20 protein-coding genes, 1 pseudogene and 1 riboswitch are annotated in these 25501 nt (G+C 73.3%); of the genes and pseudogenes, 5 read left to right on the plus strand and 16 right to left on the minus strand.

The window, feature by feature from the left end:
• Nucleotides 1–33: 33 nt before the first annotated feature.
• The gene (locus FSY66_RS00140; RefSeq protein ID WP_144790103.1) at nt 34–1512 is read right to left on the minus strand and encodes an amino acid permease; all 1479 of its coding nucleotides are present in this window, start codon (nt 1510–1512) and stop codon (nt 34–36) included.
• 182 nt (nt 1513–1694) lie between these two features.
• Nucleotides 1695–2981 (minus strand): adenylosuccinate synthase, encoded by a 1287-nt coding sequence (locus FSY66_RS00145; RefSeq protein ID WP_144790105.1) that lies wholly within the window; start codon nt 2979–2981, stop codon nt 1695–1697.
• A 198-nt stretch (nt 2982–3179) separates the two neighbouring features.
• Nucleotides 3180–3272, plus strand: a riboswitch (SAM riboswitch).
• 117 nt (nt 3273–3389) lie between these two features.
• On the opposite strand from FSY66_RS00145, the gene metE reads away from it, so the two are divergent.
• Nucleotides 3390–6890, plus strand: a complete 3501-nt coding sequence (gene metE, locus FSY66_RS00150) for a 5-methyltetrahydropteroyltriglutamate--homocysteine S-methyltransferase (RefSeq protein ID WP_144790107.1) — start codon at nt 3390–3392, stop codon at nt 6888–6890.
• A 144-nt stretch (nt 6891–7034) separates the two neighbouring features.
• On the opposite strand, the gene FSY66_RS00155 is transcribed toward metE, so the two are convergent.
• From FSY66_RS00155 to FSY66_RS00195, 10 genes and pseudogenes are all read right to left on the minus strand, one after another.
• Entirely contained in the window at nt 7035–7454 is a 420-nt protein-coding gene (locus tag FSY66_RS00155) for a DUF3151 domain-containing protein (protein ID WP_144790109.1), read from the minus strand.
• Between the two features lie 25 nt (nt 7455–7479).
• Nucleotides 7480–9354 carry a glutamine--fructose-6-phosphate transaminase (isomerizing) gene (glmS, locus tag FSY66_RS00160; RefSeq protein WP_144790111.1) on the minus strand — a complete coding sequence of 625 codons (1875 nt, stop codon included), beginning with the start codon at nt 9352–9354 and terminating at the stop codon, nt 7480–7482.
• A gap of 163 nt (nt 9355–9517) precedes the next feature.
• The gene (gene fbaA, locus FSY66_RS00165) at nt 9518–10540 is read right to left on the minus strand and encodes a class II fructose-bisphosphate aldolase (protein ID WP_144790113.1); all 1023 of its coding nucleotides are present in this window, start codon (nt 10538–10540) and stop codon (nt 9518–9520) included.
• Nucleotides 10541–10678: 138 nt separating this feature from the next.
• Nucleotides 10679–11338, minus strand: a complete 660-nt coding sequence (locus FSY66_RS00170) for a TrmH family RNA methyltransferase (RefSeq protein ID WP_144790115.1) — start codon at nt 11336–11338, stop codon at nt 10679–10681.
• The gene (gene pyrE / locus FSY66_RS00175) at nt 11331–11918 is read right to left on the minus strand and encodes an orotate phosphoribosyltransferase (protein ID WP_144790117.1); all 588 of its coding nucleotides are present in this window, start codon (nt 11916–11918) and stop codon (nt 11331–11333) included. The genes FSY66_RS00170 and pyrE overlap by 8 nt, the downstream gene beginning before the upstream one ends.
• 9 nt (nt 11919–11927) lie before the next feature.
• Nucleotides 11928–12959 (minus strand): Gfo/Idh/MocA family protein, encoded by a 1032-nt coding sequence (locus FSY66_RS00180; RefSeq protein WP_260853254.1) that lies wholly within the window; start codon nt 12957–12959, stop codon nt 11928–11930.
• A 10-nt stretch (nt 12960–12969) separates the two neighbouring features.
• Nucleotides 12970–13821, minus strand: coding sequence for an ATP-binding cassette domain-containing protein (locus tag FSY66_RS12715; RefSeq protein ID WP_396350867.1), 852 nt, complete (start codon nt 13819–13821; stop codon nt 12970–12972).
• Nucleotides 13798–14610 (minus strand): annotated as a pseudogene (locus tag FSY66_RS12720) (ABC transporter permease); the annotation flags it as partial. The gene FSY66_RS12715 and the pseudogene FSY66_RS12720, both read right to left, overlap by 24 nt.
• 5 nt (nt 14611–14615) lie before the next feature.
• Nucleotides 14616–15392, minus strand: a complete 777-nt coding sequence (modA, locus tag FSY66_RS00190; protein ID WP_144790123.1) for a molybdate ABC transporter substrate-binding protein — start codon at nt 15390–15392, stop codon at nt 14616–14618.
• Nucleotides 15389–15793 carry a TOBE domain-containing protein gene (locus tag FSY66_RS00195; protein ID WP_144790125.1) on the minus strand — a complete coding sequence of 135 codons (405 nt, stop codon included), beginning with the start codon at nt 15791–15793 and terminating at the stop codon, nt 15389–15391. The genes modA and FSY66_RS00195 overlap by 4 nt, the downstream gene beginning before the upstream one ends.
• A gap of 133 nt (nt 15794–15926) precedes the next feature.
• Between FSY66_RS00195 and nadE the strand changes: the two genes are divergently transcribed.
• Nucleotides 15927–16748: an ammonia-dependent NAD(+) synthetase gene (gene nadE / locus FSY66_RS00200; RefSeq protein ID WP_144790127.1), complete on the plus strand. Its 822-nt coding sequence runs from the start codon at nt 15927–15929 to the stop codon at nt 16746–16748.
• Nucleotides 16749–16790: 42 nt separating this feature from the next.
• Here nadE and FSY66_RS00205 read toward each other — a convergent pair whose 3' ends face one another.
• On the minus strand, nt 16791–17960 hold the full coding sequence (locus FSY66_RS00205; protein WP_186304324.1) for a putative glycoside hydrolase: 1170 nt from the start codon (nt 17958–17960) through the stop codon (nt 16791–16793).
• 486 nt (nt 17961–18446) lie between these two features.
• The gene (locus tag FSY66_RS00210; protein ID WP_144790131.1) at nt 18447–19355 is read right to left on the minus strand and encodes an AEC family transporter; all 909 of its coding nucleotides are present in this window, start codon (nt 19353–19355) and stop codon (nt 18447–18449) included.
• A gap of 72 nt (nt 19356–19427) precedes the next feature.
• On the opposite strand from FSY66_RS00210, the gene FSY66_RS00215 reads away from it, so the two are divergent.
• Nucleotides 19428–20234 (plus strand): exodeoxyribonuclease III, encoded by an 807-nt coding sequence (locus FSY66_RS00215; protein ID WP_144790133.1) that lies wholly within the window; start codon nt 19428–19430, stop codon nt 20232–20234.
• 39 nt (nt 20235–20273) lie between these two features.
• Nucleotides 20274–21137: a DUF8083 family protein gene (locus FSY66_RS00220; RefSeq protein ID WP_144790135.1), complete on the plus strand. Its 864-nt coding sequence runs from the start codon at nt 20274–20276 to the stop codon at nt 21135–21137.
• A 37-nt stretch (nt 21138–21174) separates the two neighbouring features.
• On the opposite strand, the gene hutH is transcribed toward FSY66_RS00220, so the two are convergent.
• A complete protein-coding gene (hutH, locus tag FSY66_RS00225; RefSeq protein WP_396350856.1) occupies nt 21175–22749 on the minus strand; it encodes a histidine ammonia-lyase in 1575 nt (524 codons plus the stop codon).
• Nucleotides 22750–22900: 151 nt separating this feature from the next.
• Nucleotides 22901–23683, minus strand: coding sequence for an IclR family transcriptional regulator (locus FSY66_RS00230; protein ID WP_144790137.1), 783 nt, complete (start codon nt 23681–23683; stop codon nt 22901–22903).
• 335 nt (nt 23684–24018) lie between these two features.
• Between FSY66_RS00230 and FSY66_RS00235 the strand changes: the two genes are divergently transcribed.
• Complete coding sequence (locus FSY66_RS00235) at nt 24019–25482, plus strand: amino acid permease (protein ID WP_144790139.1); 1464 nt, start codon at nt 24019–24021, stop codon at nt 25480–25482.
• The last annotated feature ends 19 nt before the right edge of the window (nt 25483–25501 follow it).

Genomic DNA, 25501 nt, shown 5'->3' on the forward strand with positions numbered 1-25501 from the left:
CGCGGCGGCGGCATCGCAGCCGCGCGATCCGGCTCAGCCGCGCGAGAGATCCGCCCGGGCGGGGTCCACCGCGGGCTCCTTCGTCGTGGCCTTGTGCCCGATCCAGAAGGCCAGGAACAGCGGCAGCCCGATGTAGGACGACAGCAGCGCCACGGGCGTCACCGAGCCGGTCACGAAGGCCTCGTAGCCCTGGCCCAGGATGACGAGCAGGCACATGACGAGCGCGACGATCGGGCCCGCCGGGAAGAACCGGGAGCGGAACGGCAGCTCGGAGACCGACCGGCCCTGGGCCCGGAAGGCCTTGCGGAAGCAGTAGTGCGTCCAGGCGATGCCGGCCCAGACGATGAACCCGGCCAGCGCGGAGGCGTTGAGCAGCCAGGTGTAGGCCGCGCCCTCGCCGATGAAGGTCGTGAGGAAGGCCAGCAGGCCGAACGACGACGTGGCCAGCAGGGCGCGCATGGGCACACCGCGGCGGTTGACCTTGGCCAGGAAGGCCGGGGCCTTGCCGTCGGTGGCCATGGACCAGAGCATGCGCGTGGACGCATACAGCCCGGAGTTGCCGGCCGAGAGGATGGCCGTGAGGATCACGGCGTTCATCACGGAGGCCGCGAAGGCCACGCCCGCGTTCTGCAGCACGAGGGTGAACGGCGAGATCGCGACGTCCTCGATATCCGAGGCCAGCAGGTTCGGGTGGGTGTACGGCAGCAGGAAGCCGATGACGATGATCGCCAGGACGTAGAAGAGCAGGATGCGCACGAAGACGGTGCGGATGGCCTTGGGGACCGTGCGCTCCGGGTCCTCCGCCTCGCCGGCGGCCACGCCCACGAGCTCGGTGCCCTGGAATGCGAACCCCGCGACCATGAAGATCGCCAGGATCGACATGGGCCCGCCGACGAACGGCGCCTCCCCGGTGGTCCAGTTCTCGAACCCGGGAGACTCCCCGCCCATGATGCCGAGCACCATGAGCAGACCCAGGGCCAGGAAGACGACGACCGCCGCGACCTTGATCGCCGAGAGCCAGAACTCGCCCTCGCCGTACGCCCGCGTGGACAGCGCATTGAGGCCGAAGACGATGAGCAGGAACAGCGCCGACCAGATCCATGCGGGGACGTCGGGCAGCCAGTAGCGCATCACGAGGGCCGCGGCCACGAGCTCGGCGGCCAGCGTGATCGCCCAGTTGAACCAGTAGTTCCAGCCGATCGCGAAGCCGAACGACGGGGAGACGTAGCGCGCGGCGTGATCGCCGAACGAGCCCGAGGTGGGGCGCCAGGCCGACATCTCGCCGAGGGACTGCATGAGCAGGAAGACCATGATGCCGATCGCGGTGTAGGCCACGAGCGCGCCGCCCGGTCCCGCGGTGGCGATCGAGTTGCCCGAGGCCACGAACAGGCCGGTGCCGATCGCGCCGCCCATGGCGATCATGGTCATGTGCCGGGTCTTGAGGCTGCGGCGCAGCCCCTCCCCCTCGGACCGCGCCGAGGCGGGGTCCAGTCTGGTGCTCTCTGTGGACACGATCGGTCACTTCCGTCGACGGGGCCGTGCGGGCTGCGCCCAGGCCGCACGGTCAGGGGCCCCGGCAGGCGGCAGGGCGCATCACGCCGGGACGAATGGAGCGATGCTATCGGACCTGCGCCTCTTCCCCGCCCAGTGCAGGGCGGGCCTCGCCCGGATCGCAGCCGCCGCCGACGACGGCCTCAGTCGATCAGGTCGCGGACCTCGATGGTGTTCTCGCGGCCCGGGCCGACGCCGATGGCCGAGATCCGCGTGCCGGACATGTCCTCGAGCGCCAGGATGTAGTCGCGGGCATGGGAGGGCAGGTCATCGAGCGTCTGGGCCTGCGAGATGTCCTCGCTCCAGCCGGGGAGGGTCTCGTAGATCGGCACCGCGTGGTGGAACTCGGTCTGGGTCATGGGCATCTCGTCATGGCGCACGCCGTCGACGTCGTAGGCCACGCAGACCGGGATCTCGTCGAGCCCGGTGAGGACGTCGAGCTTGGTCAGGAAGTAGTCCGTGAACCCGTTGATGCGCGACGCGTGGCGGGCCATGACGGCGTCGTACCAGCCGGTGCGCCGGGGCCGGCCCGTGTTCACGCCGAACTCGCCGCCCACGGTGCGCAGCCGCTCGCCGGAGTCGTCGAACAGCTCGGTCGGGAAGGGGCCCGCGCCCACGCGCGTGGTGTAGGCCTTGATGATGCCGATCGAGCGGGTGAGCCGGGTGGGTCCGATCCCGGCGCCCACGCAGGCGCCGCCGGTCGTGGGGTTCGACGAGGTCACGAACGGGTAGGTGCCGTGGTCGACGTCGAGGTAGGTGGCCTGCCCGCCCTCGAGCAGGACCGTCTCGTCCCGGTCCAGGGCGTCGTTGAGCAGACGGGTCGAGTCGACGATCATCGGCGCCATGCGCTCGGCGTAGCCCATGAAGTAGTCGACGATCTCGTCGACCTCGAACGCGCGCCGGTTGTAGACCTTGAGCAGCAGCTCGTTCTTCTGCCGCAGCGCGCCCTCGATCTTCTGCCGCAGGATGGACTCGTCGAGCACGTCCTGGGCGCGCAGGCCCAGGCGGCCGATCTTGTCCATGTAGGCCGGGCCGATGCCGCGGCCGGTCGTGCCGATCGCGCGCTTGCCCAGGAACCGCTCGGTGACCTGGTCCAGCGTCTGGTGGTACGGGGCCACCAGATGCGCGTTGGCCGAGATGCGCAGCCGGGAGGTGTCCGCGCCGCGGGCCTCCAGGCCGTCGATCTCCTCGAACAGCGCCTGCGGGCTGACCACCACGCCGTTGCCGATCACGGGCGTGGCCCGCGGGGAGAGGATCCCGGCCGGCAGCAGCTTGAGCTCGAACTTGTCGCCGTTCACGACCACGGTGTGACCGGCGTTGTTGCCGCCGTTCGGCTTCACGACGTAGTCCGCCCGGCCGCCGAGGATGTCCGTGGCCTTGCCCTTGCCCTCATCGCCCCACTGGGCTCCGACGATCGAGATGGCTGGCATGCGACTGCTCTCCTGACTGGGCCCGCACGAGGTCTGGGGACTGCCGTGCGCCGCACCGGAGGGCGGCGACGACGGGACCCGCGCCGCAGGCCGAGGACGCTGCCGGTCCTGGGCGATCCTATCGCGCCGGTCGCGAGGACCCTCCGGCGCCGCCCGGGGGTTGACAGGCGAGCGAGGGTGCTGTGTGATCTGTCTCGCTATCTATCCAGAGCGACCGAGAGACCTGGCTCGCAGACGTCGCAGCAACCATCCCCGCACGGGGAACGGTGCTCCCGCCAGGACCGATGGAGCGTCCTTCCGACTTCCGTGGTCCACAGGATCCGTGTGCCCGCGCACCCGCGCCGGCGCCTGATCCGTGCGCGCCCCGTGGTCGTCCTCCATCGGGCTTCCACGGAAAGGCAAGACGGAATGCCCGATCATCACCCCACGGACCCCCGCCCGGGCCGGCCGCCCGCGCGGTCTGCGGCCCCTGCGCGGCGGGCGGCGGCCTCGCGCCGCGCGGTCCCCGCGCTGTCCTACGAGCTCTACCCGCCGCGCAGCGCGGCGAGCACCGAGTCCCTCCTGCGGACCATCGAGGCCCTCGCACCCACGGTGCCGGACTACGTCTCGGTCACGGCCGCGGTCGATCCGCAGCGCCGCGTGCAGTCCATGGCGCTGCTGTCCCACCTGATCTTCGAGACCCCCCTGCGCCCGCTGGCCCACGTCCTGTGCACCGGTGTCACCGAGGAGCAGCTGCGCGAGCTGATCGACGAGCTGCTCGAGATCGGGGTGCGCGGCGTCCTGGCCCTGCGCGGGGACCGCGACCCGTCCGCCGAGCCGGGCCCCGACGAGCTGCCCTTCGCCCGTCACCTGGTGGATCTCATCCGATCCGTCGAGCGCGAGCGGGCCGCCCGGCTGTGCGCCGGCAGCGTCTCGATCGGCGTGGCCGCCTACCCGGTCAAGCACCCCGAGTCGACCTCCGTCCACCAGGACCTCGAGGTGCTGCTGGCCAAGCAGCGCGCCGGGGCCGACTTCGCGATCACCCAGCTCTACCCCGACGCCGACGACTACGCGGCCTTCGTGTCCCGCGCCCGGCGGGCCGGCGTCGAGCTGCCGATCGTCCCCGGGATCATGCCGATCACGAGCCTGCGTCGATACCTGCGCATCTGCGCCCTGGCCGGGCTCGCGCCGGACCCGCTCCTGGCCCACGGGCTCGAGACGGCGTCCTCGCAGGCCGAGCGCCACCGCCTCGGCGTGCGCACGGCCGTGCGCAGCGCCCGGGCGGCCCTGGACGCCGGGGCTCCCGGGCTGCACCTCTACACGTTCAACGAGCACGAAGCCGCCCTGGACGTGCTCGAGCGCCTGGACCTGCCCCGCCCCAGGCCCTCGGCCGGCCTGGCCGGCCTCATCCCCGCATCCCAGCCCGCCGACGGGCGCCCCATCCGCACCTGCGAAGCATCCGCCGCCACTTCCGAGGAGAACCCCGTGACCATCTCGAACGACACCCCTGCCACGCAGCACAACGAGGCGGCCGCCTTCCCGTCCGCCACGATCCTGGGCTACCCCCGGATCGGCCCGCACCGCGAGCTCAAGCGCGCCCTGGAGTCGCACTGGGCCGGTCGCAGCGACCTCGAGCAGCTGGAGTCGACCGCAGCCGAGCTGCGCGCATCGACCGCGCAGCGTCTCGAGGACCTGGGCCTGGATCAGCCCTCGGCCGTCCCCGGCTCCTACGCCCTCTACGACCACGTGCTCGACACCCTGATCGCGCTCGGCGCCGTCCCCGCCCGCTTCGGCGACCTGCGCACGGGCTTCGGGACCGTGGACCGCGCCGGGGAGTTCGTGCTCGCCCGCGGCGACGACGCCCGTCAGCCGCTCGAGATGACCAAGTGGTTCGACACCAACTACCACTACCTGGTGCCGGAGATCGGCGCGCAGACGCCGTTCGCCGCCGCCCCCGGCCGCCTGCTGGAGCAGCTGGCCGAGGCGTCCGAGCAGGGCCGGAGCTTGCGCCCCGTGCTCGTGGGCCCGGTGACCTTCCTGGCCCTGGCCAAGGACGACGGCACTGCGGCCTCGCCCATCGAGCCGTTGGACCGCCTCGAGGAGCTGCTGCCGGTCTACGGGGAGCTCCTGGCCGCGCTGAAGGATGCCGGGGCCGAGTGGGTGCAGATCGACGAGCCCGCCCTGGTCGCGGACCACGCTCGGCTGTCCGGGGAGCAGCTGCGGGCGGCGGCCGAGCGATCGGCGGGCTTCCTGGCCCGGCTGCCCCGGCGCCCGCAGCTGCTGCTCACGACCCCGTACGGCGACGCCGGCCGCCTGCTCGAGCCCCTGGCATCCTCGGGGGCGGAGGCCGTGCACGTCGACCTGGTCCGCGGCGGCCTCGACGACGAGCAGCTCGGCCTCTTCACCGGTGCGGAGGCGCCGGTGCTCGTGGCGGGCATCGTCGACGGACGCAATATCTGGCGCACCGATCTCGAGTCGGCCCTGCGGCGCCTCGCATCGCTGCGGGAGGCCGGCGCCCGCGTCAGCGCCGCCACCTCGACCCCGCTGATCCACGTCCCCCACACCCTCGAGGCGGAGCCCGGGCTGGACCCCGAGATCCGCTCGTGGCTCGCCTTCGCCGACGAGAAGGTCCGCGAGGTCGCGGTGCTCGCGCGCGGCCTGGCCGGAGGCCGTCGGGCCGTGGCCGCCGAGCTCGAGGAGGCGACGGCCGCGCGCCGGTCCCGCGCGACGGCCGCCGGGGTCCGCATCGAGGAGGTCCGTGCCCGGGCGGCGGCCCTGACCTCGGCGGACTCGACCCGCGGCAGCGCAGCCGAGCGCCGCGCGGCGCAGGCCGAGCACTCGTTCGGCGGCGATCGCCTTCCCCTGCTGCCCACCACGACGATCGGGTCGTTCCCGCAGACGGGCGAGGTCCGCAGGGCCCGCGCCGATCATCGGGCCGGGCGGATCGACGACGCCGCCTACGACGGGTTCCTGCGCGAGGAGATCTCCCGGATCATCGCGCTGCAGGACGAGCTCGGGCTCGACGTGCTGGTCCACGGGGAGCCCGAGCGCAATGACATGGTCCAGTACTTCGCCGAGCACTTCGACGGCTTCGCGACCACGCAGAACGGCTGGGTGCAGTCCTACGGCTCCCGGGCCACGCGCCCGTCGATCCTGTGGGGCGACGTCTCCCGCGAGGGCGAGGGCCTGCGCGGCGCGGCGTTCACGGTCCCGTGGATCACGTGGGCGCAGCGGCAGACGCAGAAGCCGGTCAAGGGGATGCTCACCGGGCCGGTCACGATCCTGGCGTGGTCCTTCGTGCGCGATGACCAGCCCCTGGCCGAGACCGCCGATCAGGTGGCCCTGGCGCTGCGCGATGAGATCGCCGACCTCGAGGAGGCCGGGATCGGCATCATCCAGGTCGACGAGCCGGCCCTGCGCGAGCTGCTGCCCCTGCGCCGGGCGGAGCGCGCGGCATACCTCGACTGGTCGGTCGAGGCGTTCCGCCGGGCCACATCGTCGGTCTCGGACGCGACCCAGATCCACACGCACCTGTGCTACTCGGAGTTCGGCGAGGTGATCGCCGGGGTCGACGCGCTGAATGCGGACGTCACGAGCCTCGAGGCGGCCCGCTCCCGCATGGAGGTCCTGGCCGACGTCCGCGCGGTCGGCTTCGAGCGGGGCCTGGGCCCCGGGGTCTGGGACATCCACTCCCCGCGCGTCCCGGCGGTCGACGAGATCGAGTCGCTGCTGGTGCAGGCGCTCGAGCACGTGGACGCGCGGCTGCTGTGGGTGAACCCGGACTGCGGGCTCAAGACCCGCAGCTACGACGAGACCCGCACCTCGCTCGAGCACCTGGTCGAGGCCGCGCGGCGCGTCCGCCGGGGCCTCGGCGAGACTGCCGGCGAGGCCGGTGCCGCGTCGGTCGGGACAGCCGCCTCGCGGGTCTGAGCGCCGGGACGCCAAGCCGGCCCGTCCGGCGCCCAGGACCACGAACGGCGCGGCCGCACCGTCCGATCGGACGGTGCGGCCGCGTCGCTGCGCTCAGGAGCTCACAGGCGCTGCGGGGCTCGCAGCTCGCGGGAGCGGGGCCGCTCAGCGCTGGAGCTGCTCGGCGGCCTGCGGATCGGAGTCGTTGAGGAACTGCTGGATCCGCTGCGCCTCGTCGAGCTCGCCGATCGAGGCCGCGGCCTGCCCGAGAGCGGACAGCGCCCGCAGGAACCCGCGGTTGGGCTCGTGGCTGAAGGGGACGGGGCCGTGTCCCTTCCAGCCGCTGCCGCGCAGGGCGTCCAGACCGCGGTGGTATCCCACGCGGGCGTAGGCATAGCCCTCCAGCGTGCGGCCGTCCTCCAGCGCCTCCTCGGCCAGGATCGCCCAGGGCAGCTGCTCCTTGGGGAAGGCGCGGGCCAGGTCCTCGGCCTCGTCGCCGGCGTCGAAGCGCGCCGTGAGCTCCGTGTTCTCCTCCAGCAGGGTGGGGTCGGGCTCGCCCAGCAGGTTCTTCCCGATGTTCGACATCGGTGCTCCTCTCGTCGTGCTCGGGTCACTCCACGGTGACGGACTTGGCCAGGTTGCGCGGCTGGTCGACGTCGTAGCCCTTGGCCTCGGCCATCGCCGAGGCGAAGATCTGCAGCGGGACCGTCGTCAGCAGCGGCTGCAGCAGCGTGGGGGACTGCGGGACGCGGATCACGTGGTTGGCGTAGTCCTCGACCGAGGTGTCGCCCTCCTCGGCGATCACGATGGTCTCGGCCCCGCGGGCGCGGATCTCCTGGATGTTGGAGACGACCTTGGAGTGCAGCGTGTCGCGCCCGCGCGGGGACGGCACGATGACGAAGACCTTCTGGCCCGGCTCGATCAGCGCGATCGGGCCGTGCTTGAGCTCGCCGGCGGCGAAGCCCTCGGCGTGGATGTAGGCGATCTCCTTGAGCTTGAGCGCGCCCTCCATGGCCACGGGGAAGCCGACGTGGCGGCCCAGGAACAGCACGGACGTGGTCTCGGCGAAGTCCTGGCCGAGCTGGCGGATCTGATCCTCGCCGTCGATGACCGACTGGACCTTCTCCGGCATGGCCTGGAGCTCCTCCAGCACGTCCTGGATCTCGTCCGCGAACATGTTCCCGCGCAGCTGCGCCAGGTACAGGCCCAGCAGGTAGGCGGCGGTGATCTGCGCCAGGAAGGCCTTGGTCGAAGCCACGGCGATCTCCGGACCGGCGTGCGTGTAGAGCGAGGCGTCGGCGGCGCGCGGAATGGACGAGCCGTTGGTGTTGCAGATCGCGAGGACCTTGGCGCCCTGCTCGCTGGCGTGGCGCACGGCCATGAGGGTGTCCATGGTCTCGCCGGACTGCGACAGCGCCACGACGAGGGTCTTCTCGTTGACGATCGGGTCCCGGTAGCGGAACTCGTGGGCGAGCTCGACCTCGGTGGGGATGCGGCACCAGTGCTCGATCGCGTAGCGGGCGACCTGTCCGGCGTAGGCGGCGGTGCCGCAGGCGATCACGACGATCTTGTCCACGGAGCGCAGGACGGACTCGTCGATGCGCAGCTCGTCGAGGGTCAGCCGGCCGTTCTCGTCGAGTCGGCCCAGGAGGGTGTCGCGCACCGCGGCGGGCTGGTCGTGGATCTCCTTGTCCATGAAGGAGGAGAAGCCGCCCTTCTCCGCGGCCTCGGCGGACCAGTCGACCTCGAACGGGGTGCCCTGGGCCGGAGCGCCCTCGAAGTCGGTGATCTCGAAGCCCTCCGGGGTCACCGTCACGATCTGGTGGTCCGCCATCTCGACGGCGGACCTGGTGTGGTCGATGAAGCCCGAGACGTCGGAGCCCAGGAAGTTCTGGCCCTCGCCGACGCCGATGACCAGCGGGGAGTTCAGGCGAGCCGCGACGATGCGGTCCGGGTGATCGGCGTGGATGGCCAGCAGGGTGAAGGCCCCCTCGAGCCGGGCGCAGGCCAGCTGCATGGCCCGGGTCAGGTCCTGACCGGCCTCGTCGGCGTAGATGTGGCCGAGCAGGGTCGCGGCGACCTCGGTGTCGGTCTCGGAGACGAAGGAGTAGCCCTTGCCGGTCAGCTCGTTCTTGAGCTCGACGAAGTTCTCGATGATGCCGTTGTGCACCACGGCCAGACGGCCGTCGGCGACGACATGCGGGTGCGCGTTCTGATCGGTGGGCCCGCCGTGGGTGGCCCAGCGGGTGTGGCCGATGCCCAGGGGCGAGCGCGGAAGCGGGCGCTCGGCGAGCTCCGCGTCCAGTGCGGCGACCTTGCCGGCCTTCTTGCGGACGTCCATGACGCCGTCGGCCAGGACGGCCACGCCGGCCGAGTCGTAGCCGCGGTACTCGAGACGACGCAGCCCCTCGAGGACGACGTTCAGAGCATTCCGGTTCTCATCGATCTCGGGAGCGCGCCCGACGTATCCCACGATTCCACACATGCCGGGAATGCTACCGCAAACATGGATCGCCCCTCCCGGCGCTCCCCTCGGCCCTGCCGGCGCCGCCGAGCGCAGGCCGCAGCGCTCGGACACACGGACGGGCCGCCCTCCCGGCAGCGGGAGGGCGGCCCATCGCGGCGGTCGGGTCAGGCCGCCGAGCCGGTCACTTGACGCGGGTCCCGGCGGAGCCCAGGTTCTCGCAGGCCTGGACCACGCGGGCGGCCATGCTGTCCTCGGCCAGGGCGCCCCACACGCGGGGGTCGTACTTCTTCTTGTTGCCGACGTCGCCGTCGATCTTCAGCACGCCGTCGTAGTTGGCGAGCATGTGCCCGGCGACGGGGCGGGTGAAGGCGTACTGGGTGTCGGTGTCGACGTTCATCTTGATGACGCCGTAGGAGACCGCGTCCGAGATCTCCTGCTCGCTCGAGCCGGACCCGCCGTGGAAGACCAGGTCGAAGGGGCGGTCCTTGCCGTGCTTCTGGCCGACCTCGTCCTGGATCTGCTTGAGCAGCTCGGGACGCAGGCGCACGTTGCCCGGCTTGTAGACGCCGTGGACGTTGCCGAAGGTCAGCGCCGTGATGTAGCGGCCCTTCTCGCCCAGGCCCAGGGCCTCGACGGTCTTGAGGGCGTCATCGGTGGTCGTGTAGAGGGTGTCGTTGATCTCCCCGACGACGCCGTCCTCCTCGCCGCCGACCGCACCGATCTCGACCTCCAGGACGATGTGGGCCTTGCCGGTGCGCTCGATGAGCTCGGCGCCGATGCGCAGGTTCTCGTCGAGGTCGATCGCGGAGCCGTCCCACATGTGCGACTGGAAGATGGGGTCCTCGCCGCGGGCCACGGCCTTCTCGGACTCCTCCAGCAGCGGCAGCACGAAGCCCTCGAGCTTGTCCTGCGGGCAGTGGTCGGTGTGCAGCGCGATGTTGACGTCGTACTGCTTGGCGACCTCGCGAGCGTAGGCGGCGAAGGCCAGGGAGCCCACGACCATGTCCTTCTTGGAGGACCCGGACCAGTAGGCCGCGCCGCCGGTGGAGACCTGGATGATGCCGTCCGAGCCGGCGTCGGCGAAGCCGCGGATCGCCGCGTTCAGGGTCTGGGAGGAGGTGACGTTGATCGCGGGGTACGCGAAGCCCTTCTCCTTGGCGGTGTCGAGCATCTGTCCGTAGACGTCGGGTGTGGCGATGGGCATGCCAGGCTCCTTCTTCATCGGAGGAATCACCGGACGGCCGTTGCGCGCTGTCCGGCTCGTGCTCCCCCCATTCTAGGCGGTGCGGCCTCCCGGCGGCAGGGCGCCGGGCCCTGGCTCCCAGGCCGTCGCGCGCCGCGCTCAGCGGGGGATCTGGCCGTGGACGTGACGCCGGATCCAGGCGTGCATGGTCACCGCCGCGGCGGCGCCGGCGTTGATCGAGCGGGTCGAGCCGAACTGCTCGATCGCCACCGTCGCCTCGGCCGCCTCGAGGATCTCCGGAGAGACGCCGGGCCCCTCCTGCCCGAAGACCAGCGCGCAGCGCCGAGGGAGGTCGAAGGTCTCCAGCGGCCGCGAGCCCTCCACGTTGTCCACGGCGATCACCGCGAGATCCTGCTCGCGGGCCCAGGCCAGGAAGTCCTCGGCGCCGGGGTGGTGGCGCACGTGCTGATAGCGGTCCGTGACCATGGCGCCGCGCCGGTTCCAGCGGCGGCGCCCCACGATGTGCACCTCGCGGGCCAGGAACGCATTGGCAGTGCGGACCACCGAGCCGATGTTGAAGTCGTGGCCCCAGTTCTCGATCGCCACGTGGAAGTCGTGGCGATGCTCGTCGAGGTCCGCGACGATGGCCTCGAGGCTCCAGTAGCGGTACCGGTCGACGACGTTGCGCCGATCGCCGTCGCGCAGCAGCTCCGGGTCCCAGTGCTCGCCGGTCGGCCAGGGCCCCTCCCACGGGCCGACGCCGACCGCCGGCCGGTCCCGGTCCTCGGCTCCCTCCGCAGCCGGCGGGAGCTCAGTCAAGCCCGAGCTCGTCCTTGCCGAAGGCGTGGAGGCAGGGCACCCCGGCCGTCTCCTCGATCCGCTCCTCGGCGCCGGTGGCGCGGTCCACGATGATCGCCACGGCGACCACCTCCGCGCCGGCGCGCTGCAGGGCCTCCACGGCGGTCAGCGCGGACCCGCCGGTGGTCGAGGTGTCCTCGACGACGACGACGCGGCGGCCCTCGACCGAGGGGCCCTCGACCTGCCGGCCCATGCCATAGGACTTCTGGGCCTTCCGGACCACGAACGCGTCGACGGGGCGCCCGGCATCGCCCGCGGCGCGCATGATCGCCCCGCCCACGGGATCGGCGCCCATGGTCAGGCCGCCGACGGCCTCGAAGTCGATCCCGGCCTGGTCGAGCAGCTCGAGCATGACCTGCCCGACCAGGCGGGAGGCCTCGTGGTGCAGGGTCACGCGGCGCAGGTCGACGTAGTAGTCGGCCTCGATGCCCGAGGCCAGGGTGACCCGGCCGCGCACCACGGCGAGTTCGATGATGAGCTCGCGCAGCCGCTCGCGGGCGTCGGCGGGGCTCTGAGCGGCGTTCCGGGTCTCGGTGGTCATGCGGAGATTCTAGGCCGAGGCGCCGTCGTGGTCCGGATAGCGCAGCCCGATCTGCTCGCGGATCTCGTCGAGCAGCTCCATCTGCCGGATCGTGTCCGCCCACGGCATCACGGGTGTCTCCTGCAGCCCGGCCTGGATGCAGCGGGTGGCCTCGCGCATCTCGTGGCAGTACCCCGCGCCGACGATCTCGAAGCGCTCCTCGCGGCTGCGGCCCTGCGCGTCCGTGAGGACGAACGACGACGGCCGGTGCATGGGCGGGGCGATCTCGATCATCCCCTGCTCCCCGGAGATCACGGCCCGGCGGGGCCCCTGGGAGAACAGCGAGACGGTCAGCTGCGCCCCGCCGGCCTCGGACTGCACCGCGATCTGGGTGAGCCCGTCCACGCTGCCGCGCATGACGGAGGTCGCCGTGATCCCGGTCGGCTCGCCGAGCGCGAGCCACGGCCAGTGCAGGGCGTAGCAGCCCATGTCCAGCAGCGCGCCGCCGCCGGCGTCGACGCGCCACAGGCGGTGCTCGTCGTCGTCCGGCCCGCGGAAGCCGAGGTCGGCCTGCACCCAGCGGGGCCGGCCGATCTCCCCGGCGGCCAGGATCTCGGCGATGCGGTGGCGCACCGGGGAGAAGCGCGTCCACAGGGCCTCCATGAGGAACAGCCCGCGCTCGCGCGCCAGGGCCACCGCCTCGCGGGCCTGCGCCGCGTTCATGGTGAACGCCTTCTCGCACACGACGTGCTTGCCGGCCTCGAGCGCCGCCAGCAGATGCGCGTGGTGCTGCCCGTGGGGCGTGGCGATGTAGACGACGTCGACGTCCGGGTCGGCGAGCAGCCGGTCCATGCCGTCGTCGCCGCCGAAGGCCCGCTCGATCCCGTGCTCGGCGGCGAAGGACTCCGCGGCCGCGGCGGTGCGGGAGGAGACCGCGACCAGGCGGGCGTCGGCCAGGGCGGCGATGTCGGGGACCACCCTGCCCGCGATCGCCCCGGTCGAGATCACACCCCAGCCCAGGGTGCGGCCGGTGGGGCTCAGGACGTCGTCGGAGGTGCTCATGGCCCCCATGCTAGGGACGAGCGGGGCGGGCCGGCGCATCGGCCTCGGATCCGACGGCCCGGCCGGCCTCGAGGCGCACGGTGCGATGCGCCAGGGCACGGGCATCGCGGACGTCGTGGGTGACCAGCACGGCGGTGCGGCCCTCCAGGACGCGGCGCAGCAGCCTCCGCAGCTGCTCGGCCGCGTCCCGGTCCACCGCGGCCAGCGGCTCGTCCAGCAGCAGGACGTCGGGCTCCGCGGCCAGGGCGCGGGCCAGGGCCACGCGCTGGGCCTGGCCGCCCGAGAGCTCGCCCGCGCGCCGCTCGGCCAGATGCTCGGCGCCGACCTCCCTCAGCCACTCCCGGGCCCGCGCCCTCGCCTCAGTGCGAGGCAGCCCCGCGCATCGCGGGGCGAAGGCGGCGTTGTCCAGGACGGACAGCTGCGGGAAGAGCAGCGGCCGCTGGGCCAGCAGGGTGACCCGGCGCTCGTGCGGCGGCACCCAGGCCCCGCGGCCCCGGGTGTCCAGCAGCACCCGCTCGCCCAGCCGGACCCGGCCGGCATCGGGGATCAGCAGCCCGGCCAGGACCTCCAGGGCCGTGGACTTGCCTGCGCCGTTGGGCCCCATCAGCGCGATCGTCTCGCCGCCGCCGACGTCGAGGCCGAGGCGGACCGAGCGCGCGCGCACCTCGAGCCGCGCCTGCAGCGCGGGCCCGGCGGGCGCCCGGCCCCCGGGGGTGCGCGGCGCCGCCTCGCCGAGCGCCGGACCGCTGCGCGGCGGCTCATCGCGTCCCGGTGCGGGATCCGCGGCGGGGGAAGCGTCGGCGGCCCCGTCGTCACCCCGGGGGCGAGCGCGCTCGATCTGCCGCGGCGCGGACAGGCCCACGATCAGCACCGCGACGACGACCAGCACGAGCGCCAGTGCGATGGCCGCCTGCGGGTCCGACTCGCGCTGGAGATAGATCTCCAGCGGCAGCGTCCGCGTGACCCCCTGCAGCGAGCCGGCGAAGGTCAGCGTGGCACCGAACTCCCCCAGGCACCGGGCGAAGGCCAGCACGGCGCCCGAGGCCAGCCCCGGCAGCACCAGCGGCAGGGTGATCCGCCGCAGGACGGTCGACGGGGAGGCGCCGAGGGTCGCGGCCAGCGCCTCGTGCCGGTCCCCCGCGCTGCGCAGGGCGCCCTCGACGCCCACGACCAGGAACGGGAGGGCGACGAAGGTCTGCGACAGCACCACGGCGCTCGTGCTGAAGGTGATCTCGAGGCCGAGGACCTCGAGGACCCCGCCGAGCAGGCCCGCCCGCCCGAAGACGTAGAGCAGGGCCAGGCCGCCCACCACGGGCGGCAGCACGAGCGGCAGCAGCACGATCGAGCGCACGAACCGGTGCCCCGGGAAGCTGGTGCGGGCCAGCAGCAGCGCCATGGGGGTCCCCAGGACCACGCACAGCAGGGTGCTGACCGCGGCCGTGCGCAGGCTGAGCCCCAGGGCGTCGAAGGAGGCGGGGGACGTGATCAGCGGCCAGAGCCGTCCGGGCTCCACGCGCAGGAGCATCCCGAGCACCGGCAGCACGACCAGTCCGGCGCCCAGCAGCGCGGGCAGCAGCAGCCACCCCGGCAGCGCGAGCCGCGGCCGCCCGGGGCGGGGCGGACGGGATCGGCGGGTCGCGGCGCGGCGCACAGGGCTCACGGGGTGCCGAAGCCCTCCTGCTCGAGCCGCTGCCTCCCGGTCTCGCCGAGCACGAGCTCCGAGAACTCCCCGGCGAGATCCGTCTCCTCCGAGCCCTTCAGGACGGCGATCGGATAGTCGTTGACCGCCCGATCCGCCTCGGGGATCCCGACCTCCTCGACCTGATCCCCCGCCGAGATCACGTCGGTGCGGTAGACCACGCCGGCGTCGGCCTGCCCGGAGGCGACCTTGCCGAGGACGTCGGTCACGGAGCCCTCCTCGCTGACGGCCGCCGCATCGGCGCCGATCGCCTCCTCGAGCTCGGCCGTGGCGGCCCCGCAGGGCACGCGCTGCTCGCAGATGACGGTGTCCAGCTCCGGGGAGGACAGGTCCCGGAAGGATCCGACGCCGCCCGGATTGCCCGGCGGCACGGCGATCGTCAGGGTGTTGGTCGCGAAGATCCGCGGCTCGCCCTCGATCAGGCCGGCGTCGATCGCCTGACCCATCGTCCGCTCGTCGGCGGTCGCGAGGACGTCGGCGGAAGCGCCCTCCTGGAGCTGGCTCACGAGCGCGGAGGAGCCGCCCGAGCTGAGCCGGACCTCCACCCCCGGGTGCTCCTGCTCGAACCGATCGGCCAGGTCCTCGAAGCTGCCGGCCAGCGACGCAGCGGCGTAGACGGTCAGCGTGCGCCGCTGCTCGTCCTCGGCCGGGCCGGAGCATGCGCTCAGGCCCAGCAGCGCTGCGGCCGCGAGCGCCAGGGGGGCGGCCGCGCGGCGCCCCCGCCCTGCGGTCATCGGCCGTCCCCCGGCACCTCGACGACGACCTGGGTCGCCTTGACCGAGGCCGTGGCGATCGCACCCGGCTCGAGCCGCAGGTCCCGGACGGCCTCGGTGCTCATCAGGGAGACGACGCGGTGCGGACCGCACTGCATCTCGACCTGCGACATCACGGGATCGGAGCGGACCTCGGTCACGAGGCCCACCCAGCGGTTGCGCGCCGAGCTGGTCACCCCGGTGGGGTCCTGCGGAGCCGCGGAGCGCTCCTTGGCCAGCCGTGCGAGCTCGAGGCCGTCGACCGCGCTTCGCCCCGAGGCGTCGCGGTGATCGCCGAGCCGCCCGGCGGAGATCCACCGGCGCACGGTGTCGTCGCTGACGTCGAGGAAGCGGGCCGCCTGGGCCACGGTGAGCTGCTGCATGCCCTCGACCTTATGCGGGCACCCGCAGATGCGTCTCGATGTTGCCCCGGGTTCCGCAGATCAGCGCCCCTGGCGCCTCTGGGTCCCCGCTGCTCTTCATGCCGCGTGCGCGCCCGCTGGCTACGATGAGCCCATGCGCGAACTGCAGCAGGTCATCATCGAGGAGATGGGCGTCCGGCCCGAGATCGACCCCGCCCACGAGATCCGGCGCCGCATCGAGCTGCTGTGCGACTACGCGCAGGCCGCGCGCTCCTCGGGCTTCGTCCTGGGCATCTCGGGCGGGGTCGACTCGACCCTGGCCGGTCGGCTCGCGCAGCTGGCCGCCGAGCGGATGCGCGAGCAGGGCCGGGACGCCGCCTTCACGGCGGTGCGCCTGCCGTACCGCGTCCAGGCCGACGAGGACGACGCCCAGGCCGCCCTGCGCTTCATCGGAGCCGACGAGACCGTCACGCTCGACGTCGCCCCGGGCGTCGACGGGATCGATGCGGAGCTCACGCGCGCCCTGGGGGCGCGGACCTCCGACTTCAACCGGGGCAACATCAAGGCCCGCGTGCGGGCCGTGGCGCAGTACGCGATCGCCGGCGAGCGCGGGCTGCTCGTGCTGGGCACCGATCACGGCGCGGAGTCCGTGACGGGCTTCTTCACCAAGTTCGGCGACGGCGCAGCGGACGTGCTCCCGCTCCACGGCCTGGACAAGCGCCAGATCCGCGCGCTCGTGCGCCACCTGGGCGGGCCGGAGGCCCTGTGGTCGAAGGTGCCGACCGCCGATCTGCTCGACGACTCCCCGGGCCGCACGGACGAGGACGAGCTGGGCCTGGGCTACGACGACATCGACGACTACCTGGAGGGCCGGGAGGTCCCCGACGACGTCGCCGAGCGCATCGAGGCGCGGTGGCGGGCCTCGCGGCACAAGCGGACCACCCCGGCCACGCTGCTCGACGACTGGTGGCGCTGAGCCCCGCGGGCTGACGCGCCGTGGGCCGCGCGGCCCGCGGCCTCAGGCCCGGCGCAGCACGAGCCCCTGGTGGGCGCCGAGCACCACCGTCCCGCGCGCCTGCCGGCCGTCCGGGCCGACCAGCCCGTCGGGCACGGCCACGTGCCGGCGGCGCCGCCCGTCGGAGGCCAGGTTCACCACGGCCCAGCCGCGCTCGAACTCGCGGGACACCACGCTCACCACGCCCTCGGGCGGCCCGAGCGGCCGCCCGAGGTCCCACTGCATCTCGGGGATCCAGTGCGCCTGCGCGCCGTCCCCCGACCCCGCGCTGAACAGGCCGCGGCCCCCGCCCAGGATCCAGACCTGCGCCAGGCCGCACAGCACGAGCTGATCGATCTCGGTCTGGCCGATGCTCGGGCGCCGCAGCAGCGAGGCCGCGATCGGCATGTGCACGAGCACGAGCCGATCGGCGGGGACGCCCTCGGCGGCCTCCGGAGCGATCCGCGCCGCCTGCTGGCGGGCCGCCCCCGGGTCCAGCATCCGCCCGCTCGCCGTGGCCAGCCAGCGGGGCTCGCACACACCGCCCCACTCCGAGAGGGACCGCCATCGGCCCGGCGACCGGCGGGCGTCGCCGACGGTCGCGACCAGGATCCGGCCCGCCTCCGCGAGCGCCTCCCCGGCCTCGGCGACGAGGGCGTCGTGGGCGTCGCGCAGCTGCGACTCGGAGCCGAGGTCAGGCAGCGGGAGGTCGAGGGGGTGCGAGCCGAGATCGAGATCATCGACCAGGACGCCGTCGAAAGGGGAGCCGGCCAGCTCGCGCGCGACGGTCTCCGTCCAGGCCGCCCGGCACTCGGGGTCCCAGATCCGCAGCTGCCGCAGCCCGGGGCGGTCGTCCCAGGCGATGGTCCTGCCGGCGCGGTCCACGGCCAGCCACTGCCCGGTCGCGGCGGCCTGCTCCCAGCCCAACCCCGTGGAGCGCGCCGGGCCGGTCTCGCGCTCGTCGACCACGAAGGTGCGCTTGCGGCACAGCACGGTCAGAGTGGGCTCGGCCGCCTTCAGCCGCGCGGCGGCCTCGGTCTCCCGCGGCTCGAGCACGACGGCGCCGCAGGACCGCGCGGCGCGCTCGATCTCCTCTGCTCCGGGCGCCGGCCCCGCGGCGCCGCCCAGCCTCAGCCAGGCCCCCGGACGCCGCACTGCCCCTGCATCCCGGCCCTCGGCCGGTGACTGCCACATGTGACTCCCCCTCGTCGTCGGGTCGGCGCGAGCCGCGCGCGGCGACGGCCCACCGGCCGTGCGCCGGCGTCGGCGTCCCCGGATCCCCTGTCGGCGGCAGCCCCCGCTGCCGTCCCCGCCGCGGCGCTCCCCTTGCGCCGGCGGCGCCGTCGCGCCCTCGGATCGCAGACCCGGCGGACGCGGACCCGGCGGATTCCCGCACCGGACTCCCCATTGGAACCGACCGTGCATCGGAGCGGCAACGCGACACCCGTCCCCTCAACGGGCGCACCCGGGATGCGCGGGCCGCGGCCGGTCCCCGCCCCGACGGGCCCCGGACCCGCACACGCCCCTGCGCGGATCAGCATCCGCGCAGGTCAGGAGCCCCTGACGGAGCGTTCCGCGCCGGAGCCGCAGCCCCTCGCGCGCTCCGTCCCCGGGAGCCGGGGCGCGGCGCGATCGCCGATGTGACGGGCTGTGTCGCCGCCGGGTCCGGGGCCCTGGGGCTCAGGCGAGGGCCACCAGGATGATCGGCATGGCGATCACGGCCACCAGGATCGAGGACGACGCGATGAACGACGAGAGCTCGACGTCCCCGCCGATCTCGTAGGTGAAGCCCGGGACCATCGACGCCAGCGGCGCGAAGTACAGCGCGCACAGCACGGCCCGGACGGTCTGATCCAGCGGCAGCAGGTGCCAGGTGAGCAGGGCCGCGACCGCCGCCGTGCCGTAGCGCACCGCCAGGTGCTGGACCGCGGCGAGGTACTTGGAGCGCGGCAGGACGATCTGCAGCCCGATGCCGATCATGAGCATGGCCAGGAACGTGTTGGCCGAGGCCACGGTCTCGATCAGCGGCAGCAGCACCGCGGGCACGTGCAGATCCAGCAGGCGCATGATCACGAGGGCCACGTAGACGTCGAAGATCACCGACGAGAACATCCGCCGCACGAACGACCCGACGCCGCCGGCCCGCTCGGGGGCCGCCAGGGACATCGCCCACGCCCGCGAGGTGCCGGCCGTGTTCACGACGTTGCCGACGTCGAACATCGAGGCGTACACGACGGCCTGCGGCCCCGCGATGCCCGCCAGGTACGGCACCGCGAAGGCGCCCACGTTGTAGGAGCCCGCGTTCAGGACGCTGAAGGCCTGGTCGATCGAGGCGCCCCGCGGGCGCAGGAAGCGCCCGATCACCATCTGCGCGCCGCTGAGCACGAAGCCGATCACGGAGATCCCCAGCAGCGCGGCCGTCATGTCCACCTGGTCGAAGCTCACGATCAGCGCGGCCGGCAGCGTCACCTTGATGACGAGGTGGGAGAAGATCGGGAAGTGCTCGGCGCGGATCCAGCCGATGGCGCGGGTGAGCTGGCCGAGGCCGATGACGGCCACGAGCGCGAGCGCCTGCACGATGATCTCCACCCTCCCGACCCTATCCGCGCGGCGCTCGGCGCCGGGGCCGCGGCGTCGGAGCGCCCGGATACTGTGGGCGCCATGAAGATCGCCACGTGGAACGTGAACTCGATCCGGGCCCGCGCCGACCGCGTGGAGGCCTGGCTGGAGCGCTCGGACGTCGACGTCCTGGCCATCCAGGAGACCAAGGCCAAGGACGAGTCCTTCCCCTGGGAGGCCTTCGAGTTCTCCGGGTACGAGGTCGTCCACTTCGGGCTGAGCCAGTGGAACGGCGTGGCCATCGCCTCCCGGGTGGGCCTCGACGACGTCGAGCGGACCTTCGCCGGGCAGCCGTCGTTCGGCAAGGAGGGCCAGGAGCCCGTGCAGGAGGCCCGCGCGATCGGAGCCACCTGCGGCGGCGTGCGCGTCTGGTCGCTGTACATCCCGAACGGCCGCGGGCTCGAGGACCCGCACATGGCGTACAAGCTCGAGTGGCTCTCCGAGCTGCGCGACCGCGCCCGCGAGTGGCTGCAGGAGGATCCTCAGGCCCAGATCGCCCTGGTGGGCGACTGGAACGTGGCCCCGCAGGACGAGGACGTGTGGGACATGCAGTTCTTCCTGGACAACGGCATGACGCACGTCTCCGAGCCCGAGCGCTCCGCCTTCGCCGCCTTCCTGGAGGAGGGCTACCGCGACGTGGTCCGCGAGCGGCTGCCCGGCCCGGAGGTCTACACGTACTGGGACTACACGCAGCTGCGCTTCCCCAGGAACGAGGGGATGCGCATCGACTTCCAGCTGTGCTCCCCCGCCCTGGCCGAGCGCGTCGCGGGCGCCTCGATCGACCGCGACGAGCGCAAGGGCAAGGGCGCCTCGGACCACGTGCCGGTCGTCATCGAGGTGGCTCCGTGAGCCCGGCCGTCCGCTGCGGGCGCCGCTGAGGGGCCGATCATGGCCTCCCTGACCGGACTCGGCTCCGCCTGGCGGGCCGCCGTGGGCCCCGCCCAGAGGTTCTCGCTGCGCGTCTACGTCGCGCAGGAGGATCTCGACGGCATCTACCTGCCGCTGATCCCCCACGCCGTCTCCCCGGAGCAGGGCGCGCTCGCCCAGCTCGAGGAGCAGCTCGCGCGGCTGGCCGTCGCGGAGGACGGCCGGCTGCCGCCGCGCGTCGATGCCCTGTGGACCCTGCCGCGCTCGTGCGCACCCGCCGCACCCGCGGCGACGCCGGACACGCCGCTGTTCCACCCCTCGCAGCGGCTGCGGCGCAGCCTCCAGCTGTTCGCTGCCGTGGAGGAGGGTGCTCAGGAGGCCCCGCTGCTGCCGCTGCTGCTGCCCCAGGAGGAGGTCGTCGCCCGCGGCGAGAACGCGGCCCCCGAGCACTTCCTGCCGCAGTACGCCCGACAGGCCGACTGGACCGTGCCGCTGGCCTGGTTCGCGCTGTTCCGCGAGGACGACCTGGTGCGCACCCCGTTCCGCGGGCGGATGATCCACCGGCTCGTCGCCGATGCGGCCTCGGCCGCGCAGCGCGCGGCCCGTGCGGCCGAGGCCGTCGAGGCGATGGAGCGCGATGACGTCGCGGAGCTCGGCGAGGACCTGGCCCGGATGGGCCGCTGGGTGGGCTCGTTCCCCGCCGGGGCCCTGATCACCCTGGACTACGGCGCGATCGCCGATCGCCTCCAGCCGGACGAGAGCCCCCGCGACATGGAGGACGCCATGGCCTTCGTGGCCGACGGGGACCTGGACAGCGCGGCGATCGCGCTGCGGCGGCTCGTGCGCCGCTGGCTGCCGCTGGCCCAGCTCGAGCACGCGAGCTGAGCCGGCGGCGCCGTCGGCGATCCCCCGGAGGCGGGGCTCAGGCCCGCTCGGCGGCGCCCACGGCCGCATCCACCGTGGCCAGGAACCGGCCCGAGCGCAGGTACTCCTCCGCCTCGGCGAGCTCGGGGGCCAGGAAGCGGTCCGGTCCGGGCGCGCCCGTGCGCCCCTCGAGCTCGCGCAGCACGGCGGCGGCCGCCGGGCTCGGCTCGAGCGGGGCGCGCAGGGCGATCGCGCGCAGGCCCGCGAACAGCTCGATCGCCAGGACCCGGCGCAGGCTCTCCACGGACTTCCTGAGCTTCCGGGCGCCGTGCCAGCCCATGGACACGTGGTCCTCCTGCATGGCCGAGGACGGGATCGAGTCCACGGACGACGGGACCGCCAGGCGCTTGAGGTCCGAGACCAGGCCTGCCTGGGTGTACTGGGCGATCATCAGCCCGGAGTCGGTGCCGGGGTCGTCGGCCAGGAACGGCGGCAGGCCCTGGGAGCGGGCGGGATCCAGCATGCGGTCGGTGCGCCGCTCCGCCATCGAGGCCAGGTCGGCCACCGGGATGGCCATGAAGTCCAGCGCATAGGCCACCGGCGCGCCGTGGAAGTTGCCGTTCGAGGTGACCTGGCCGTCCTCGAGCACCACGGGGTTGTCGATCGAGGCGGCGAGCTCGCGCTGGGCCACCTGGCTCACGTAGTCCAGGGTGTCCCGGGCGGCGCCGGCGACCTGCGGGGCGCAGCGCAGCGAGTAGGCGTCCTGCACGCGGTCGTCGCCCTCCTTGTGGGAGGCGACGATCCCGGATCCCTGCAGCACGGCGAACATGGTGGTCGCGGAGGCCGCCTGGCCCGGGTGGGGGCGCAGCGGCTCGTGCAGCTCGGGGCGGAAGACCTGGTCCGTGCCCAGCAGCGCCTCGACGGAGAACGCCGCGGTGACATCGGCGATGCGCAGCAGGTCCCGCAGCTCCGCGATGGCCAGGATGAGCTGCCCGAGCATCCCGTCGGTGCCGTTGATCAGCGCCAGGCCCTCCTTCTCGGCCAGCACGACGGGCTCGATCCCGGCCTCGGCCAGCAGCTCGGGGACGGGCCGCTCGACGCCGTCGCGGTCGCGGGCGCGGCCCTCGCCCATGAGGACCAGCGCGCAGTGCGCCAGCGGCGCCAGATCGCCCGAGCAGCCCAGGGAGCCGAATTCGTGGACCACCGGGGTGATGCCCGCGTTGAGGACGTCGAGCATGGTCTGCAGGGTCTCCGGGCGGATGCCCGTGCGCCCGGAGGCCAGGGTCTTGGCGCGCAGCAGCATCAGCGCCCGCACCGTCTCGCGCTCGACCTCGGGCCCCATGCCGGCGGCGTGCGAGCGCACGAGCGACTTCTGCAGGTGCGTGCGCTTCTCCTGGGGGATGTGCTTGTTGGCCAGGGCGCCGAAGCCCGTGGAGATGCCGTAGACCGGCTGCGGATCCTCGGCCAGGCCGTCGATGTGCCTCCGGACCCCGGCGACCCGCTGCCGCGCGGACTCGGCGAGCTCGACCCGCGCCTCGTGGCGCGCGACCGCGATGACGTCCTCGATCCTCAGCCCCTCCGAGGACAGCTCGATCGCGTCCTGACCGCCTGCGCTGTGCTGCATGCTGCTCATCGGCTGCCTGCTCCTCCCGGTGCCGCCCGAAGCCTCCGGGGCACCCTCGCCGTGCGTGGATGCGGCCCATGCCACCATGCGCGCTCGCCCCGACCCGCCGCCTGGGGACCACGAGCGTCCGGGATCCCAGACCCGGGTGCGCAGCGGGGCATCAGTCCCGGGGCCCGTAGAGCCGCACGGACAGCCGGGCGGCGGCCTGCTGCAGCCGCTCGACGTACCGCCCGCGCAGCTCGTCGTCGACCTGCCCGCTCTCGTTGCGGAAGGTCAGCGCGATGCTGGCCACCGGCAGGCCCCGATGATCGAGGGCGGCCACGGCCACCGTGTCCAGCCCCGTGGTGACCTCCCCGGTCTCCAGTCCCCAGCCGCGGGCCCGGGTGCGCACGAGCTCCGCGGCCAGCTCGCTCGGCGTCGTGATCCGGTCCGCGCCGTCGCCCTGCACGGCGAAGGACTCCCGGCTCGGGTACAGAGCGCGCACCTGCGTGCGGGGCAGCAGCGCCAGCATGGACCGGCCGGAGGCCGTGCGGTGGGCGGGGATGCGCACGCCCACATTGGTGATCAGCGAGGGCCGGCGCGGGGCCCGCTCCTCGAGGACGTACAGGACGTCCCGGCCGTGCAGGGTGGCCAGGTGGGCGCTCTCCCCCAGGTCGTCGACCAGCCTGGACAGCACCGCCCGGCCCATGCGCGCCAGGGGGTCCTGGCGCACGTAGGCGGAGGACAGCTCGAAGGCCGCGACCCCCAGCCCGTAGAGATGCTCCTCCGGCAGCCACACGACGAACCCCTGGTCCTCCATCACCCGCAGGAGGTGATAGACCGAGGACCGGGGCAGCTCGAGGGCCCCGGCGATCGAGGCCGCCGCCACGGGCGCGCCCCGACCGGCCAGGTAGCTCAGGATCCGCAGGGTGCTGTGCGCCGCCGGGACCTTGGACGCTGCCATGTGATCGACCTCCGCTCCGTCGCTCGCGCTGCCTCGGCTGCCTGCCGGTCAGGCAGCCGGTCGGCGTCCGGTGCGGCGCGAGAGGCGCCCGGCGCGGCCGCCGCAGCCAACACTGTGCCAGTCCGCCCGGCCGCCGCGCGCAGGGCCTGCCAGGATGTCCTGCGGCACACGGTGCGGATCTGGCATCTCAGACAGGATCTCGGTCTGCGCGGCGCCGATCGCGGCGAAGTGCGCTTCGCTTCAGCAGGAGAGCGATCCACGTCACATCGGAGCGCTCGATCCGAGACGGAGGGCCCGCCCGCGGCCTCCGCGAGGACAGGACATCAGGAGACCCCATGACCCAGCATGACGCAGACGGGCCGCCTCCGGCGGCCGGACTCGCTCCCGGAGAGACCGGCACCGAGCTCAAGCGCGGTCTGACCAACCGGCACATCCAGTTCATCGCCCTCGGCTCGGCCATCGGCACCGGCCTGTTCTACGGCTCGGCCTCGGCGATCGCCATGGCCGGCCCGGCCGTTCTGCTGGTCTACCTCGTGGCCGGCTTCGCGGTCTTCATGGTCATGCGCGCGCTCGGGGAGATGGCCGTGCGCCACCCGATCCCGGGCTCCTTCGGGCAGTACGCGGCGCGCTACCTCGGCCCGTTCGCCGGCTACGTGACCGGCTGGACGTTCGTGTTCGAGATGGCGGTCGTGGCCATCGCGGACGTGACGGCCTTCGCGGTCTACATGAGCTTCTGGTTCCCCGAGACCCCCGCCTGGATCTGGATCGGCGCGGTCATCCTGTTCATCGGCGCGATCAACACCCGCAACGTGAAGACCTTCGGCGAGCTCGAGTTCTGGCTCTCGAGCATCAAGGTGCTCGCGATCATCGCGATGATCGTCGGCGGCATCGCCCTGATGATCATGGGCGTCTCCTACGCCCCCGGCGCCGCCCCCGGACCGCACAACCTCGTCGACCACGGCGGGTTCGCTCCCCAGGGCGTGTGGGGGATGCTCGCCTCGCTGTCCGTCGTGGTCTTCGCCTTCGGCGGCATCGAGACGATCGGCATCACCGCCGGCGAGTCCGACGACCCCGGGCGCACGATCCCCCGGGCGATCAACGCCGTGCCGTTCCGCATCCTGCTCTTCTACATCGGCGCTCTGGGCGTGATCATGTCGCTGGTCCCGTGGGACTCCATCGACGGGGAGACCAGCCCGTTCGTGCAGATCTTCGACGCCCTCGGCGTGCCGTGGGCCCCGTCGATCCTGAACATCGTCGTGATCACCGCCGCGATCTCGGCGATCAACGCCGACACCTACGGCGCCGGCCGCGTGCTCTTCGGCCTGGCCCGGCAGGGCCACGCGCCCAAGGCCTTCGCCTCCGTCTCGCGCACCGGCGTCCCGTGGCTGACGGTGATCGGCATGCTCCTGGTGCTCGCCCTGGGCGCGGTGCTCAACACGGTGATGACGAACGTCTTCCAGGTCATCGCCTCGATCGCGACCTTCGCGACCGTGTGGGTCTGGCTGATGATCCTGCTCTCGCACCTCGCCATGCGCCGGGAGATCGCGCTCAAGGGCCGCCCGGAGTCCGATTTCAAGGTGCCGCTGTGGCCGGTCGCGTCCTGGGCCGCCGTGGGCTTCGTCGTGCTCGTGATCGTGGTGCTGGGCATCGTCCCGGCGACCCGCGGCGCCCTGCTCGTGGGCGTCGTGTGGCTGCTGCTGCTGGGCGTGGGCTACCTGTTCATCCGCGGCCGCGGCCATGCCCGCCCGGACCTCGAGGACCACACCTCGACCCTGCCGCAGGTGCCGCCCCGCGGCTGAGCTCCGGCGCCGGGGCCCG

Source organism: Kocuria palustris (assembly GCF_007666205.1).
Lineage (GTDB): Bacteria > Actinomycetota > Actinomycetes > Actinomycetales > Micrococcaceae > Kocuria > Kocuria palustris_A.

What these genes read in the sequence shown, in the direction of transcription:
- FSY66_RS00180 (WP_260853254.1), bottom strand. Translation starts at nt 12,959, where the DNA reads ATGAGCACCTCCGACGACGTCCTGAGCCCCACCGGCCGCACCCTGGGC.
- nadE (WP_144790127.1), top strand. Translation starts at nt 15,927, where the DNA reads ATGCGCGAACTGCAGCAGGTCATCATCGAGGAGATGGGCGTCCGGCCC.
- FSY66_RS00220 (WP_144790135.1), top strand. Translation starts at nt 20,274, where the DNA reads ATGGCCTCCCTGACCGGACTCGGCTCCGCCTGGCGGGCCGCCGTGGGC.
- metE (WP_144790107.1), top strand. Translation starts at nt 3,390, where the DNA reads ATGCCCGATCATCACCCCACGGACCCCCGCCCGGGCCGGCCGCCCGCG.
- FSY66_RS00155 (WP_144790109.1), bottom strand. Translation starts at nt 7,454, where the DNA reads ATGTCGAACATCGGGAAGAACCTGCTGGGCGAGCCCGACCCCACCCTG.
- modA (WP_144790123.1), bottom strand. Translation starts at nt 15,392, where the DNA reads ATGACCGCAGGGCGGGGGCGCCGCGCGGCCGCCCCCCTGGCGCTCGCG.
- pyrE (WP_144790117.1), bottom strand. Translation starts at nt 11,918, where the DNA reads ATGACCACCGAGACCCGGAACGCCGCTCAGAGCCCCGCCGACGCCCGC.
- FSY66_RS00235 (WP_144790139.1), top strand. Translation starts at nt 24,019, where the DNA reads ATGACCCAGCATGACGCAGACGGGCCGCCTCCGGCGGCCGGACTCGCT.
- hutH (WP_396350856.1), bottom strand. Translation starts at nt 22,749, where the DNA reads ATGAGCAGCATGCAGCACAGCGCAGGCGGTCAGGACGCGATCGAGCTG.
- FSY66_RS00195 (WP_144790125.1), bottom strand. Translation starts at nt 15,793, where the DNA reads ATGCAGCAGCTCACCGTGGCCCAGGCGGCCCGCTTCCTCGACGTCAGC.
- FSY66_RS00205 (WP_186304324.1), bottom strand. Translation starts at nt 17,960, where the DNA reads ATGTGGCAGTCACCGGCCGAGGGCCGGGATGCAGGGGCAGTGCGGCGT.
- FSY66_RS00230 (WP_144790137.1), bottom strand. Translation starts at nt 23,683, where the DNA reads ATGGCAGCGTCCAAGGTCCCGGCGGCGCACAGCACCCTGCGGATCCTG.
- fbaA (WP_144790113.1), bottom strand. Translation starts at nt 10,540, where the DNA reads ATGCCCATCGCCACACCCGACGTCTACGGACAGATGCTCGACACCGCC.
- glmS (WP_144790111.1), bottom strand. Translation starts at nt 9,354, where the DNA reads ATGTGTGGAATCGTGGGATACGTCGGGCGCGCTCCCGAGATCGATGAG.
- FSY66_RS00145 (WP_144790105.1), bottom strand. Translation starts at nt 2,981, where the DNA reads ATGCCAGCCATCTCGATCGTCGGAGCCCAGTGGGGCGATGAGGGCAAG.
- FSY66_RS00215 (WP_144790133.1), top strand. Translation starts at nt 19,428, where the DNA reads ATGAAGATCGCCACGTGGAACGTGAACTCGATCCGGGCCCGCGCCGAC.